The organism is Planctomycetia bacterium, from assembly GCA_015075745.1.
Lineage (GTDB): Bacteria > Planctomycetota > Phycisphaerae > UBA1845 > UTPLA1 > UTPLA1.
In genome coordinates this window covers 971,696-986,053 of record JABTTW010000001.1, presented here as the reverse complement: position 1 = coordinate 986,053, position 14,358 = coordinate 971,696, and the positions used below count along the sequence as shown (strand labels likewise).

Below are 14,358 nucleotides of genomic sequence, written 5' to 3'. Positions count from 1 at the left end.
GAGCAGCCGGATCATAACAGATCGACCACTGGGGGTCTGCCCGACACCCAATTACGCATGGGCGTCGAAGTATCGAGCGAACTCCGGCTACGCCAGGGCGGGCCTCGGAATATCGGTATTCCGGTCTGTCTCGGCGGCCATGATCTGTTGATGCGTGGCACGATCCTCGCCGAAGCGTACCAACCGGGCCGAATTGAAGACGACGACGAAGCTGGATAGCGCGTGAAGAACCGCGGCGACCGTCGGCACAATCACGTCAAATGCCCCCAGGGCCATGACCGTGACGACGAACATGACACCGAACACCAGGTTCTGCAGGACAACGCGGCGAGTCGCCCGGCTCAGTCGAATCAGAAAGGGAATGCGCGTCAGGTCATTATTAAGCAGGGCGATCGAGGCCGAATTGATCGCCACGTCGCTGCCGGCCGCGCCCATCGCAACGCCCAGGTCTCCGGCGGCCAGCGCCGGTGCGTCGTTCACGCCGTCGCCGATCACCATGACCCGGTGCCCCTGGGATCGCATGGCATTGACCAGATCGAGCTTCTCCTGGGGGAGGCAATCGGCACGATACTCGGTACATCCCATCTCCGCCGCAACGCGACGCGCCACCGCCTGACGATCGCCGGTGAGCATTGCCACTCTGCGAATGCCGATCTTGCGCAGTTCCTCTACCGCCTCGCGCGCTGCCGGTCTCGTGCGATCCTCGAGTCCGATCAAGCCCAGCAGACGTCCGTTCGCCGCGACATAAAGCTGGCTCATCCCCTCGGTGGCCTCCGCCGCCTCGGCCAACTCTTTGGTGTCGACGCCTCGCTCGCGCATGAATGTTTCGCGCCCGACGAGCACCTGAATGGTGTCGCCCGTCTTTTCGTCCCTGATCGTCGCCACGACGCCCTTACCCGGGACCTCTTCAAATTTCTCCGGCTTGTTGCTTTGGATGTTGGCCTCGCGGGCGACATCCTGAAGCGCCTTGGCGGCGGGGTGATTGCTGAGCTGCTCTGCGGCAGCCGCCAGGCGCAGCAATTCCGCCCCGTCACCCCCTTCGCGAGGAATCAGCCGTGTCACCGAAAGGATGCCCGTCGTCAGCGTGCCGGTCTTGTCGAACACCACGCCTGTCAGGCGACCGGCGCTCTCCAGATGCTTCACGTCTTTAATCAGGATGCCCAGCCGCGCCGCGCAGGACAGGCCCGCCACCATCGCCGTCGGCGTCGCCATGATCAGGGCGCAGGGGCAACTCGCCACCAACATGGCGATGGCACGCTGAATCCCGTTGTCGTCCTTGTTGAAGAAAAGGACCAACGACGCCAGCATCAGCACCGCCGGCGTGTACCAGATGACATACTGATCGATCAAGCGCATGATCGGTATGCGCGTCCGCTCGGCCTTGAGGATCAGATTCTGAACCTGCCCCAGCGTCGTCTCGCCGGCGACCTTCGTCACCTCGATGTCCATCGCCCCGGTCAGATTGATCGTTCCGGAAAAGACGGGTTCGCCGACCCGCTTATCGACGGGCAAGGATTCGCCGGTGATGTTTGCCTGGTTCACGGTGGAGTCGCCGCTGACGACCTTGCCGTCCGCGGGAATGCTATCGCCCGGCCGAACGCGGATCGTCTGGCCCTTGGCCAAATGTGCCGCTTCCACGATTCGCTCGCTCCCGCCCTCAATCAGCCGCGCCGTCTTCGGCGTCAGTTTGATCAGCTCCTCGATGCTTGCCCGGGCTCCGATTGCCGTGCGGGTCTCAACTAACTCCGACAGCAGCAGGAAAAAGGCGATGACCCCGGCCGCGCGATAGTCGCCGGTGCCGAACGCCGCGACGATGGCCAGGGCGACCAACTCGTCCATGTGCATGTGGCCGCGAATCAAGTTGGCGATCGCATGCCAGAGGATTCGTGTGGCAAGCAGGATCGCGCCAATGGCGGCGACGAGGTCCATCTGAAACTTGTAGAGGTATTCACCCGTTGCGGCGTCCTTGGGGCTGAACCACTGGACGTAGTAGCTGGTGACGACGAGCAACCCGCCGACGAGCGTGATGAACAGCCAGAAGCCCGCCCAGCGAGCCTCCTCGGCCGCATTGCCCTGGGCGTGATCGTGAAAGTGACTGTGGTCGTGATCGTGGTCATGCGCGTGGGCATGGTGCCGATCTTCCGCGTCCTTGAGGCCAAAGAATTCGTGAGCCATGTGGATTGATACCTGGTAGGTGCCGCTCGGTCAGGGGCGCCTGGGGCCGGCCCCAAAACAGTCTACGGATCGCACGTTTCGTCAGTTCAAATCGCCACTCGAGTACCCCGACAGGGCATGATAGGCCCCCCCGCATGGCCTGCCAAGTTTGGAGGCCGTCCGACGGTAACGCCTGACGACTTGCCTGCATCCAAGCTCCCAAATGAGGAGCCAACGCATGACCACACATCCAGTGCGTCCTTTCGTCGTTAGCTTGCTCGCCCTTGCCGCGGCCGCGAGTGGTTGCAGCCAGGCCGAAATGCACAACCACGACCTCGACCAGAACGGCTACGTCTTCTACCTCGATGGGGCCGGTGGTGGGGGCGTCCTGACGAATTGGGGCAACGGCGTCCGCGAAGGGCTTAAGCTGGCCAACTACGGCGGCGACTTTGCCAACTTCCCGTGGCAGACGGGGCTGGGGGTTGGGGCGGATCAAAGCGCGAGCGTCGAGTACAAGCGCGAGAAGGCTGCGGAATTGGCCCAGCGAATCCGCGAGTACATGGACTCGCATCCGGACAAGCCGGTGAATCTCGTCGGACTTTCGGCGGGGACAGCCGTTGCCGCCTTTGCGCTGGAGGCGCTGCCGGAGAATCACCCGGTGGAGAATGTGGTGCTGCTGGGTTCATCGCTCAGCTCGCATTACGACATGACCAAGGCACTGGCCCGAGTGCGCGGCCGGCTCTATGTCTTCACCTCCGAGAAGGACGCGGTCCTCGGTGTGGCCGTGTCGATTGCCGGGACGGCCGATCGCCAGTTCTGCGGGGCCTGTTCTGCCGGGCTCAAGGGTTTCCACGTGCCTTCGGACGCCAGGGACGACACCCGGCGGCTCTACAGCAAGATCACCAACATCGACTGGCGGCCCGAATTCGCCAAGGACGGTAACTACGGCGGTCACACCGACGCGGTGAACGCCAACTTCGTCCGCGACTACATCGCGCCGCTGCTGACTGACTCGGGCCCGCGCTTCGTAATGGCCGGTCAGCAGCCGCGGGCCTAGCACACGTTGCCCCGCGATGCCGAATCCGCGATGATTTTCCGTATCGCATACGGGAAACCATCACATGGCCGATTCGCTCGCTGACATCCTTCGCATTTACGACCCCGCCGCATCGCTCGATCGGGCGCTGACGATCCCGGCGCCGTATTACACCGACGCACGCATCGCCGAGCTTGAAAGCCGTGCCGTCTTCGGCGGCTCGTGGCAGGTCGCAGCTCGACTGGATCAACTCCGCGAGCCCGGCAGCTTCGTGACGACGGTGATCGCGGGCGAGCCGATCGTGGTGGTTCGCGGGCAGGACGGGCAGCTTCGGGCGTTTTACAACGTCTGCCGACATCATGCCGCGGCCGTGGCGACCACGCCGGAGGGCACTTGCGACGCCCTGCGATGTCCCTACCACGGCTGGACCTACGACCTTGCGGGCGCGTTGAAGACCACGCCCGACTTCGCCGGGGCCGATGACTTCGACAAAGCGAATAACGGCCTCGTGCCCGTCCGATGCGAGACGTGGGAGAACTTCGTCTTTGTGAATCTTTCGACCGGCGGGGCGGCGTTGGCGGACTTTCTCGGCGAGATCGTGCCGCGCGTGGCGAAGCTGAATATTGACTCGCTGCGGTTCTTCGAGCGGCGAAGTTACATTCTGAACTGCAACTGGAAGGTGTACGTCGATAACTACCTCGACGGCGGCTACCACATTCCCTATCTGCACAAGAGCCTCAACACCGTCATCGACTACAACGACTACATGATCGACTGCTTCGAGCGGACGGTCCTTCAGTGGAGCCCGATGAAGGTGGGCAAGGATGCCGAGACGGCGGCGGTTCGCAAGGGCGAAGCGGCGTATTACTGGTGGGTGTATCCGAACTTCATGCTCAATTGGTATGAGGGCGTGATGGACACCAATCTTGTCCGGCCGCTGGGGGTCGATCGCTGCGAGGTCGTCTTCGATTTCTACTTCGACGACACGACCAGCGCCGCCGAGGCGAGGAACCGGGCGAGCATCGCCGTCGGCGAGCGCGTCCAGAAGGAGGACGTCGACATCTGCGAGGCGGTGCAGCGCGGGCTGGGGTCGCGGGCCTACGTCGCGGGTCGGCTCAGCCCGCGCCGCGAGGGCGGGGAGCATCTGTTTCATCGCCTCCTTCATTCAGACTTGCGAAAGGCCGTTGAGTCGTGAAGCCCATCCAAGTGCGCCCGTCGATTCTGCTCTTGGCCGTCATCATGTTTCACGCCATTGCCGCCATGTGTTCCTTCGTGACCGTCGTACCGGCGAACTCCTCGGGCGACGTCATCTCCAATGCGGCATTTGTGGGTGTCCTCCTATTGATCTGTGTCGCATCGCTGCGGACTTATGTGAAGCGCTCTCGATCGCAACTCCCTGTTGTGGTCGTGCCTGCCTGCATCTTGGTTTATCTATTGCTCATTGGCAGCTTTCTTCGATGGCTGAGAGTCATATAGTTTGACCAGCCAATCGACTCGGTCATTCGCATTTACCGCTTCTACTTCATAGCTTCTCGATACGCCTCCTTGCTGAAGCCGACGACCAGCGTATTGCCGATTCGCAGGGTCGGGGCGCGGAGGTTTCCGGTTGGGCCGAGGATGACCGCGAGCAATTCCGCCTCGCTCGGCGGGCTTTTCTTCATGTCGAACTCGATGATCTTTTTCCCGCGCATGGCGATGACTTTGCTCGCGGACTTGGCCAGCTTGAGGGCGTCGGCGCGGCCGAGCTTTGTTTTGCCCGCGCTCACCGTTTCAATCGGCTCAACTTTCTTTTTCGCAAGGAACCCCTGCGATTTTTTGCAGCCCTCTCAGCCGGGGCGGTGGTAATACCAGTCGATCTGGATAGGCATTTTCTCAACTCCATTCACAGTGGTCCGCGTCGTGGTGGGGTCGCGCGGACGCGAGTCATTTCAACCTGCGCTTCGTGGCGCCCGGTGAGTGGAATAATAGCCGACCGCATAACTCCGGGGGGCGCACTTTATCGGCATCCTTCCACCGCTGGAGAATAGTAGCCCACCGACAACTTCCGACTTATTTCCGACAAACTATGGATCGATTGATACGTCTGAGCGGAAAGAAGCCAGTCGGGGGCCGGCGACGCGCTTCGCGCGCGTCGCCGGTTTTTTTTGAGCACAGGAGCGAACAGACATGGACCATGCACGCATCGAGCGGATTGAAAACAGCTTCAAACTGCTGGCTGCTCGCGGGCCGGAGCTGGCGGACCGCTTCTTCGCCCATCTGTTCGCGAAGAATCCCGACATGCGGAGTCTGTTTCCTTCTGATCTTTGTGGATTGAAGAAAAAGTTTCTGGCGTCGATCGTCATGGTTGCTCAAAACCTCCGCGCGCCGGAAAAGCTCAGCGCGCCTCTTCGGGAAATGGGCGCTCGACACGTCAATTACGGCACGCAGCCGGAACACTACCCGATCGTTCGCGACACGCTGATCGGCGTGATGAAGGACATGTCCGGCCCGGCGTGGAGCGAACAGCTTTCGGCGGACTGGAAGGCGGCGCTGGACCAGGTGGTAACGGTGATGCTGGAGGGGCACCGGTCGGCGCTGGCGAGTATCGAGTTTCTCTCCTGAGAGTCTGCGAGTTTTTCTCGTGCTTGGAACCGAGGGCGCTGATGCCTGCGCGGTAAATAGCCGCGCAGGTGCGGAGCCTTCTCGCGCGGACAGAGCGCCCATACCAAGGTGACATAAGGTGACAATTCGATTTGCGGGCGATTGCAAGTCGCGTGGCGGGCATGTGTTGGGGCGGTTCGAGTTTTCCGCGTTTTGGGATGACATGGGCTTGAGTCCTGACTACTTTTCGCTGACCGCTGACCGCTGATCGATGAATCCCGATCGCCGGCCGGTGATCGTTTCTCCTCCCCTCACAGACTCAACTTTTGCTCCCTGTCCGCGCCGTCAAGGGGCGGAGCAACCTTGCGGGACCGGTCGCACATTGAGGCGACGGCTATGTTCGCCGGTGCTGCATCTCGGGCTCTGGCTCGATGCCCAGTGCGTCCATCACTCGGTTCGCATAGTTGAAGTACGCAATCGTGTGAACGGCATCGAGGATGCTCGAATCGCTGAAGCCTGCCGAACGGAGGCCCACGACATCGCTCTCCCGCATTTCCCTCGGCCGTAGCGTCAGCTTGACGGCAAAGTCGAGCAAAACCGTGGTGGACGGGTCCAAGCCGGCGCTGCGATAGTCCTCGTGGATGCGCCGCACCTGTTCTTCGTCTTGGACCTCAGCACGGAGGTCCGGCTTGTGGCTCTCCATTCAGTAGAGGCAGCCGTTAACTTTCGATACGACCACGGCAATCAGCACGCGTTGCCGCCGTGAAAGTCCGCCGGGGCCGTCCATCAAGTGACGGTATAAGCTGCGTCCGATCCCCATCGTATCGGGCCGCAGGCTCTGCACGCGGACGAGATTGACGACTTTGCCGCACTTGGCCCGTGTCTCGGCATAGATGGCGGCAAGCTGTCCCGTCGCGTCCGCTTCAGAGATTGTTTCAATCCAGCTCATGGTATTATTCTCCATTCGCTTCGCTTAAAATCACCTGCTCAAACCCGACCGTCGCGCTGGCCGTTTCGCTCCAGGGGCCGAGCTCTCCGCGGCGGCTGAGCTATTTTATCATGTAGTGTGCCGACTTGTCCGCATCCGTCCCGTCATACTCGGCGATGCCTGGGGAGTGCGTGCTGCGCATCGGAAAACTCTGGTCGCCCGAACGGCTCGGCGGGACTTCTCCGAGCATAGCCCATTTCACCTAAAGCCCGGCCTCCAAAAAGCCCTTGAGCTGCGTCCGTCGCAGCGGTGTTCGCTCGTCGGCGAAGGCGATGCGGTGCGACAGCCGCTTGGCGGGCATGTGTCGCGGCGGCTCAAGCGCGGGAGCATCGTCGGGACGCGGCCTTCTCCGTTGGGTGGACTGTCGGGGATGTTCGTGGGAGTCTCCATATAACAGCATGCGCTCGCGCTACGACTAGCTCATTCACTCGCCATCGGCGCGGGCGCTGAGCAAGTGTAGCGATTGGGGCGATGAATGGTCGGCTCAAAGTGACCGTCAGGTCGTGCCCGATCAGTCGGCGGCGAGCAGCATTCAGGAATCACGCTCATGTCGCGCAAAACCACCCAAAACTCGAAGCGCCCCAACACGTGCCCGTTGCGCGAGTTGCAATCGTCCTCCCAAACTTTTTTCGCCTATTGTCACCTTGGGTTTTGCAGGAGTTGCGAGCGTTGCTTCAACCGGGACTTTCGTGGGCGAATTGTCCCGGCAATTCGCCGGCGGAAAAAAACTGGATTTCGGTTTATGTTCGGTTATCATGCTCGGACGTAGGAGGCCTGAAGATGGCAAAATCGAAAGCTGACTCGCCGGACCGAATCGCCGTTTTCGGCTCACGGAAGATTCGTCGTGCCTGGGTGGACGATCAATGGTACTTCTCTGTCGTGGATATCGTCGGTGCCCTTACGGATAGCGCCGCCCCCGCGAAATACTGGGATGCCATGAAGCGTCGGGAGCGCGAATCTTCGGGAGCCGACCTTTCTACACTTTGTAGAAAGGTGAGGCTAACCGGTGCTGACGGAAAGAGTTATGCATCCGACGCCGTCAATACAGAGGGCGCATTCCGCATCATCCAGTCGATCCCCAGTCCAAAGGCTGAGCCGTTTAAGCGTTGGCTGGCGCAGGTCGGTTACGACCGCGTTCAGGAGATTGAGAATCCGGAGCTAGCCCAGCAGCGGATGCGGGAGTTGTACGTTCAAAAGGGCTATCCAAAGGACTGGATCGAGAAGCGGATGCGTTCGATCGCGATTCGCGACGAACTGACCGACGAATGGAAACAGCGCGGGGTCAAGGAGCAAAAGGACTTCGCAATTCTCACTGCCGAAATCTCAAAGGCAACGTTTGGCGTCACGCCCGCCGAGTACAAATTGTTTAAGGGGCTCAAGCGCGAAAACCTGCGCGACCACATGACCGATCTCGGGTTGATCTTCACGATGCTTGGCGAGGCGGCCACCACGGAGATCGCAAGAAACAAGGACGCTCAGGGTTTCGATGAAAAAAAAGACGCGGCCCACGCCGGGGGCAAAGTCGCGGGCGATGCGCGGAAGCAACTCGAAGCCAAGTCCGGCCGCAAAGTTGTAACAAGGGAGAACTACCTGCCCGGCGAGAAGAAGCGCTCACTGCCTTCGGACATCAGCAAATAGCGAAAGATTCTGACATCTTCCGTCGCGCCGGAGCAGATTACTGTTCGGCGGCGAGGAGGTCGTCGTAGGTCTCTCGGCGCCGGATTATTCGGTAGGCGTCGCCTTCGACGAGGACCTCGGGGGGGTTGGGGCGGGTGTTGTAGTGGCTGGCCATGACGAAGCCGTAGGCGCCGGCGGTGAAGACGGCGACGAGGTCGCCGCGCTTCATGGGCGGCAGGAGGCGGTCCTTGGCGAGGAAGTCGCCGCTTTCGCAGACGGGGCCGACGACGTCCATGGGCAGCAGGCCGGGCATGGTCGCATCTTCGCCGCGCGATGAGGGCAGGAAACCATCCACTGGATTGACGGGCCAGATGAAGTGATAGGCTTCATAGAGCGCGGGGCGGATGAGGTCGTTCATGCCGGCGTCGACGATCAGGAAATCTCGGTCGCCTGATTTTTTCAGATAGACGACGCGCGAGATGAGGATGCCGGCGTTGGCGGCGATGCTTCTGCCCGGCTCCATGATGATTTTGAGGTCCCGGCCGACGAGCAGGGGGACGATGGCCTCGGCGTATTCGACGGCGGGGGGGGCCTCGCTCGCCTTGTAGTGGGCGCCGAAACCACCGCCGATGTCGAGGGTGTCGATGGTGAAGCCGTCGGCGCGCAGCTCGTCGATGAGGGCGAGGGTCTTCTTGATGGCGGCGACGTAGGGCTCGACGCTGTTAACGGGCGAGCCGATATGGAGGTGAATCCCGCTGAGGCGGACGTTGTCCTGCTTGGCGTATTGATTGAAGACGCGCCGCGCACGCTCGAGGTCGACGCCGAACTTCGTTTCCTTTTTGCCCGTGGATGTGTAGCGGTGGGTTTTGGGGTCGACGTCGGGGTTGACGCGCAGGGCGGCGTTGACGGTGACGCGGCGCTTTCGGGCGATTTCGATCAGGTTTTCCAACTCGGCCTCGGACTCGATGTTGAACCAGCCGATCTTCGCGTCGATGCCCTGATTGATCTCGTCGTCGGTTTTTCCGACGCCGGCGAAGACGATCTTGGCCGGGTCGCCGCCGGCTTGAAGTGCGCGATAAAGCTCTCCGCCGGAGACGACGTCGAAGCCGGCGCCGCGGTCTTTGAGCAATTTGCAGATGTGCTGGTTGGCGCAGCTCTTAATGGAGTAGCAGATGATCGGATTCAGGGCGGCGAATGCCTTGGCGACGGCGTCGTAGTGGTGCAGCAGGGTCGCGGAGGAATAGACGTATGCCGGGGTGCCGACTTCTTTGGCGATTCGTGCAATGGGGACCTGTTCGCAGTGAAGTTCGCCGCCGGTGTAGTGAAAGTGATCCATAGGGCGGAGGATTATAGCGAAACGGCGGTGGCGTGTGGTGGCTGGTGAGGTCGGTTCGATCGTCCGGGAATTCGACGATCATCGGTGACGGGATGATTGCGGCGGGGCGGGCGGGTCCTGCGGTGAACGACTTATGGGAACGGCCGATGCGGGGGCGGCCAGTCATGCGGCGGCGAAACTCGAAGGTGATTCGCGGTGCTTTCTGACGCGATATTATCCGGGCGGGGACATACCATTTGATGGGGGCGTTGTCCTTTTCGTCGAGAGCGGCCCATGCCGGCGCAGGAGCCGGGGACAAGTTGATTCGATGAGGCGCATTATCTTGCTGCTGATCTTCCAACTCGTTGCGATCTGTCAGGCGCACTTGGGGCCTGTCGACGCACAGGTGCGCCAGGAAACTGATCCCAGCGTCACCTATCTCGATACGAGCTTTGAGGCCGAGGAGTCGCTGGAGCGGGTTCGGCTGCTGGAAGAGGACGGGCGCTGGGCAGATGCGGCGAAGCAGCTTCAATTCATCGGGCGAAAATTCGGCGGGCATGTGGTTACGCAGTTGGCGGGGCGATATGTCGCGATTCGGACTCATGTGAATCGCCGCATCGCGGGATGGCCTGCGGAGGGGCTCGCTGCGTATCGGGCGGCGTTTGAGTCGGCGGCGGCATCGCGCCTGGCGTCGGTGCGCAGTGGCAAGGATCCTCGCGAGTATCTGCTGGTCGCGGATGAGTATTTTGCGTGCAAGGTCGGGGCCGAGGCGCTTGATCTGGCGGCGCAGTTGTTGATCGAGCGCGGCGACTTTCAGCAGGCTCGAGAGGGGTATCAACTCTTGCTGGAGGCTCATCCCGATCGCGAGCATCAGGCGGCTTGGCGGGTGAAGTTGGCGACTGCGGCGGCACTGGGTGGTGAACCGGCCGAACTGGAGGCGGAGGCAAAGGCCGAAGCGTCGGGGTCGGCTGAAGTTTCGTGGATGGGACGAGTTCAGACGGCGGGCGCGTTCGCGCGCGAGCGGCTGGAAGAATTGAGGCGTCAGGTCGATGGTCGAGCCGAAGGAGCGGTCGGGGCGACGACGGCGCCTCAGCTTGGCGCGGATAATCATCGCCGGGGATTCTTCGCGGCGACTTCGACGCCGGAAGCGCGGCTGTGGAAGGTTGAGATTGCCGGTCCGTTGTTTGAGGGCGAGGGTAAGTCTTCGATTCTGGACGATCCGCCGCTTGCGGAGACTTTTGCGAGGGCGCTGCAGAGCGGGAAGCTGGTCAATACCATTCCGGTGACGGGCGGGGGACTCGTCTATTACCACGACGGGCGCAAAGTCTGGGCGATCGATCCGGCGAGATCAGATTCGGTGGTTTGGACGTTCGGCGCAGAGGACGCGACGCTGTCTTCGTGGTGGCTGCACGAGGATTCGGTCGCGCCGCTGAGCACGGCGCTGTATGCCGACGGACGACTGTACGTCAGTGTGCTCGATGTGCGCGTTGGAGCTGGGGACAAGACGGAACCGGCGGGGCACGGGCACTGCGTGGTTTGTCTAGACGCGGCGACGGGACGATTGATCTGGCGAAATGATCTTGATGCGTTTCACTCGGAGTTTGAAGAGGCCGAGCTGGATGGTTCGCCGATTCTGCACAACGGCGATTTGTTTGTCGTCGGGCGGCGGCGGAAGTCGTTCGGGTTTGAGGCGTGTTATCTTCTGCGGCTTAAGCCTGAAGATGGACGGCTGACGTCGATGATCCATTTGGCGGAGGCGGCGACGGGCAGTTATGGGTATCGGCGGGCGACGGTTTCGTTGCCGGCGGCGTCGGGGGATTTGGTGTTTGTGCAGACCAACCTCGGAGCGATCGCCGCGGTGTCGACGGCGCTGGATCGGGTCGCGTGGATTTACACCTATCGAACCTCCGCCGATCAGGGGGGCGATCCCCTTTGGCCGGAGCGGGGCGGGCGGGCGATTCGGTCGTGGAATTATCAGCCGGTCATGGTTTGGCGCGACGCGATTGTGTGCATGCCGCTGGATACGACGGGTGTGTTTGTGCTTGGCCAGCGAGCGGGTGAACTTCGCGAGCCGATCGGCGGCGAAGTGTTGCACGCTCCGCAGATGCTGCTGGGGATTGCCGCGGATCGGCTCTATGTGGTGGGCAACGAGGTCGCTTGTTATGACCTTTCGGCTCGACGGGTCGTGTGGCAGAGGCCTTTTGAGCTCGGTCAGCTCAATGGTCGAGGTTGTCTCACTGAAACGAGCCTCATGATCCCGATGGATCGGGCGCTTCTGACGTATCCGCTGGATGGGGGGAAGGCGCAGGTTCTTCCGTGGAAGATCGGCGAGGCGGGCAATCTGGTGCCGTTTGGTGATCAGGTCATTGTTGCGCCGCCGGGCATGGTTTACGGGTTTTCCGATCGCGCCAACGTCTTTGACATGCTGACGCGGCGCGAGGCGGAGCGTCCGGATGATGCGGCGCCGTGCATGGCGCTGGCGGAACTGGCGCTTAACAGCGGCCAGTATGAGCGCGGTTTGGCGTCGGTGGAGGAGGCGGTTCGGCGGGTGGGTGGATTCGCCAGACTGACGGATGACGCAACGCGGCGCAGGCTGTTTGATCAACTAATGGGTTTCGCGACGATGCTGGATGCGCCGGATTCGCGCGGCGGCAAGGGGCCGGCTGCGACTGAAGCAGCGATCGCGTTATTTGAAATGGCGGGGCAATGTGCGCCTGGGCCTGAAGACTATGTACGGCAGAGATTTCGACTGGCGGGGGTGCTGGCCGGCGCCGGCCGAGCGGCTGAGGCGGTTGGTTCGTATCAGCGGGTGCTGGGTGATCCGACGCTGCGGCGATTGACCGTTCGGTTGACCGTGCCGCTGACGCTTCAGGGGCTTGTGGGTGAGTCACGTTCGGCGGAGGCGGCGGAGATGTCGGTCCTGGCGCCGATGGAGTCTGTCGTGGCCGGGGCGCATGCGGCCGATGCGATTGAGCGGTTGATTGCCGCGCACGGTGCGTCGGTATATGCGGCGGTGGAGGCCCAGGCTGCGAATCGGCTGAAGATCGCGGAGGCGGATGCGGACGCGGCGCGGATTCTGGAGGTGGCGGAGTCGTTTCCCAACGGCGCGGTCGCGACAGCTGCCTATGCCGCGCACGCGGACTTGCTGCGCGGGAAGGGGCAGTTCGAGGCGGCTTCGCGGTCATTTCGCCGGGTGCTGGAGAAGAGGAACTTTGAAGGCCGGGCATCGGTGATTTGTCGCTATGTCGAATGTCTCGTTGCGGCCGGGCGGACTTCGGACGCCGTGGAGTGGATCGACAGGCTGGAGCGCGACTATCCGCGGTTTGAACCACGACACTCGGGTCGGCGGGTGAGCAGTGCGGCGTATGGGCGGATGGTGCTGGGCGATGAGCGTTTCGGCGAACCGCGACACTCGGCGCGGCCGGGTGCGGGCCGCGAGACTTACAAGCGACTCTTTGCTGAGAAGGCGGTCGTGCTCGATCCGGTGTTTGACGATCTGCCGCATACGACATGGGACTCGATGCTCGTGGCCGTGGGTGGACAGGTTGAGGCGCGGCATGCGGTAACGGGGCGCGGACTTTGGCCGCGGCCGCTGGCTACGAAGTCGCTGCCGAGTCTATTGGGAATGGACGCGTCGCGGTTCATTCTCTCGACGCCGTGGCGCATTTTTGCGGTGACGCGCACGAGCGGGCAGGTGTCGTGGGCGTTCGGCAATGAGCCTGACGACGATCCGATGCTTGAGCCGGAGGAGACGTCTCCGTGGTCGCAGCAGATTCTCATGGCCGAGCGGCTTTATTGCGCTTCGGATCGCGGACAGATTGTTTGCATCGAATTGTCGGACGGGACGGTGCGATGGTCGCTGCGGGCCGAGTCCTCGCTTGCGGGGCCGATCGCCGTTGATGAGCGGTATCTTTGCTTCCCGACGTGGCAGGGGAGCGAACTGGTTGTGACGGTGGTGAACGCGGAGACCGGCAAGGCGGTGCGGACGCTTCGCCCGAGCGACGCGTGGCCGATGCAGGCGATGCGGATGACGCGGCGGCATCGGCTGCTTATTGTCCGGTCAACTTCGATTCAGTGTTTTGATCTCGACGGGGGCAGGTCGGAGTGGATCATTCAGGCACCGGATCACTTTACGCTCTCGACGCTTCAAGAGGACTCGGATTCGCTCTATGTGAGCCCCGATGGACGGCGTGTAAACAAATATGACCTCGATGACGGGCGGCTGGTCTGGAGCAGTTCGGCGATCGGCAAGGCGTCGGATCAGGCGATCTGGGTGGGGCGATCTCGCGGGGTGCTATACATCGCGGGGCAGGATCGACTCGAGGCGCTGGACTGCGCCGACGGTCACGGACTGTGGAGCGCTTCGGCTCCCGGGTGCCTGGGGGTTCAATCGCCGCGACTTGCGGCGGACAGCATCATCACCATTTCCGCGGAGCCGCAAAGGCGACAGGCCCGACCAGTTGAGGATGAGATCGACAAGGATCGGCGGGTGTATCGCATCTGCCGGTACAGTCTGGAGACCGGGGCACGGCTGAGCATGAAGGATGGGGAGTCAGCGGTTACTGAGCCGCTTGGCGCGTTCGGCGGTCTGCACGTGCGCGACAAGGCGGTCATCCTGCTCGACGGATCGATGCTCATCGGCTACGTTGACGGCAAGCCCGAGTGACG

At 62.2% G+C, this 14,358-nt stretch carries 11 protein-coding genes; 6 read left to right on the top strand and 5 right to left on the bottom strand.

Annotated features, from left to right (window positions below; all coding sequences use genetic code 11):
* Positions 1-87: 87 nt before the first annotated feature.
* Complete coding sequence (locus HS101_03925) at positions 88-2,175, bottom strand: cation-translocating P-type ATPase (protein ID MBE7505415.1); 2,088 nt, start codon at positions 2,173-2,175, stop codon at positions 88-90.
* Positions 2,176-2,392: 217 nt separating this feature from the next.
* Here HS101_03925 and HS101_03920 point away from each other — a divergent pair, with 217 nt between their 5' ends.
* The 3 genes from HS101_03920 to HS101_03910 all read left to right on the top strand — a co-directional run bounded on the left by HS101_03920 (position 2,393) and on the right by HS101_03910 (position 4,666).
* The gene (locus HS101_03920) at positions 2,393-3,211 is read left to right on the top strand and encodes a hypothetical protein (GenBank protein MBE7505414.1); all 819 of its coding nucleotides are present in this window, start codon (positions 2,393-2,395) and stop codon (positions 3,209-3,211) included.
* Positions 3,212-3,275: 64 nt separating this feature from the next.
* A complete protein-coding gene (locus tag HS101_03915) occupies positions 3,276-4,385 on the top strand; it encodes an aromatic ring-hydroxylating dioxygenase subunit alpha (protein MBE7505413.1) in 1,110 nt (369 codons plus the stop codon).
* The gene (locus tag HS101_03910) at positions 4,382-4,666 is read left to right on the top strand and encodes a hypothetical protein (protein ID MBE7505412.1); all 285 of its coding nucleotides are present in this window, start codon (positions 4,382-4,384) and stop codon (positions 4,664-4,666) included. The genes HS101_03915 and HS101_03910 overlap by 4 nt, the downstream gene beginning before the upstream one ends.
* Positions 4,667-4,707: 41 nt before the next feature.
* Here HS101_03910 and HS101_03905 read toward each other — a convergent pair whose 3' ends face one another.
* On the bottom strand, positions 4,708-4,956 hold the full coding sequence (locus tag HS101_03905) for a hypothetical protein (GenBank protein ID MBE7505411.1): 249 nt from the start codon (positions 4,954-4,956) through the stop codon (positions 4,708-4,710).
* Between the two features lie 400 nt (positions 4,957-5,356).
* Between HS101_03905 and HS101_03900 the strand changes: the two genes are divergently transcribed.
* Positions 5,357-5,791, top strand: coding sequence for a flavohemoprotein (locus HS101_03900; GenBank protein MBE7505410.1), 435 nt, complete (start codon positions 5,357-5,359; stop codon positions 5,789-5,791).
* Between the two features lie 373 nt (positions 5,792-6,164).
* On the opposite strand, the gene HS101_03895 is transcribed toward HS101_03900, so the two are convergent.
* Together HS101_03895 and HS101_03890 are read right to left on the bottom strand one after the other, a co-directional pair.
* Positions 6,165-6,473, bottom strand: a complete 309-nt coding sequence (locus HS101_03895; GenBank protein MBE7505409.1) for a peroxidase-related enzyme — start codon at positions 6,471-6,473, stop codon at positions 6,165-6,167.
* The gene (locus HS101_03890; protein ID MBE7505408.1) at positions 6,474-6,719 is read right to left on the bottom strand and encodes a carboxymuconolactone decarboxylase family protein; all 246 of its coding nucleotides are present in this window, start codon (positions 6,717-6,719) and stop codon (positions 6,474-6,476) included. It abuts the gene before it with no gap.
* Positions 6,720-7,538: 819 nt separating this feature from the next.
* Here HS101_03890 and HS101_03885 point away from each other — a divergent pair.
* Entirely contained in the window at positions 7,539-8,396 is an 858-nt protein-coding gene (locus HS101_03885; GenBank protein ID MBE7505407.1) for a Bro-N domain-containing protein, read from the top strand.
* A gap of 37 nt (positions 8,397-8,433) precedes the next feature.
* Here the strand turns inward: HS101_03885 and lysA are convergent, their stop codons facing one another.
* The gene (gene lysA, locus HS101_03880) at positions 8,434-9,711 is read right to left on the bottom strand and encodes a diaminopimelate decarboxylase (GenBank protein ID MBE7505406.1); all 1,278 of its coding nucleotides are present in this window, start codon (positions 9,709-9,711) and stop codon (positions 8,434-8,436) included.
* A gap of 307 nt (positions 9,712-10,018) precedes the next feature.
* Here lysA and HS101_03875 point away from each other — a divergent pair, with 307 nt between their 5' ends.
* Positions 10,019-14,356 carry a PQQ-binding-like beta-propeller repeat protein gene (locus HS101_03875; GenBank protein MBE7505405.1) on the top strand — a complete coding sequence of 1,446 codons (4,338 nt, stop codon included), beginning with the start codon at positions 10,019-10,021 and terminating at the stop codon, positions 14,354-14,356.
* Positions 14,357-14,358 lie beyond the last annotated feature (2 nt).

Excerpts from the sequence above, each read along its gene's own strand:
- HS101_03925 (MBE7505415.1), bottom strand. The coding sequence starts at position 2,175 with ATGGCTCACGAATTCTTTGGCCTCAAGGACGCGGAAGATCGGCACCAT.
- HS101_03920 (MBE7505414.1), top strand. The coding sequence starts at position 2,393 with ATGACCACACATCCAGTGCGTCCTTTCGTCGTTAGCTTGCTCGCCCTT.
- HS101_03915 (MBE7505413.1), top strand. The coding sequence starts at position 3,276 with ATGGCCGATTCGCTCGCTGACATCCTTCGCATTTACGACCCCGCCGCA.
- HS101_03900 (MBE7505410.1), top strand. The coding sequence starts at position 5,357 with ATGGACCATGCACGCATCGAGCGGATTGAAAACAGCTTCAAACTGCTG.
- HS101_03895 (MBE7505409.1), bottom strand. The coding sequence starts at position 6,473 with ATGGAGAGCCACAAGCCGGACCTCCGTGCTGAGGTCCAAGACGAAGAA.
- HS101_03890 (MBE7505408.1), bottom strand. The coding sequence starts at position 6,719 with ATGAGCTGGATTGAAACAATCTCTGAAGCGGACGCGACGGGACAGCTT.
- HS101_03885 (MBE7505407.1), top strand. The coding sequence starts at position 7,539 with ATGGCAAAATCGAAAGCTGACTCGCCGGACCGAATCGCCGTTTTCGGC.
- lysA (MBE7505406.1), bottom strand. The coding sequence starts at position 9,711 with ATGGATCACTTTCACTACACCGGCGGCGAACTTCACTGCGAACAGGTC.
- HS101_03875 (MBE7505405.1), top strand. The coding sequence starts at position 10,019 with ATGAGGCGCATTATCTTGCTGCTGATCTTCCAACTCGTTGCGATCTGT.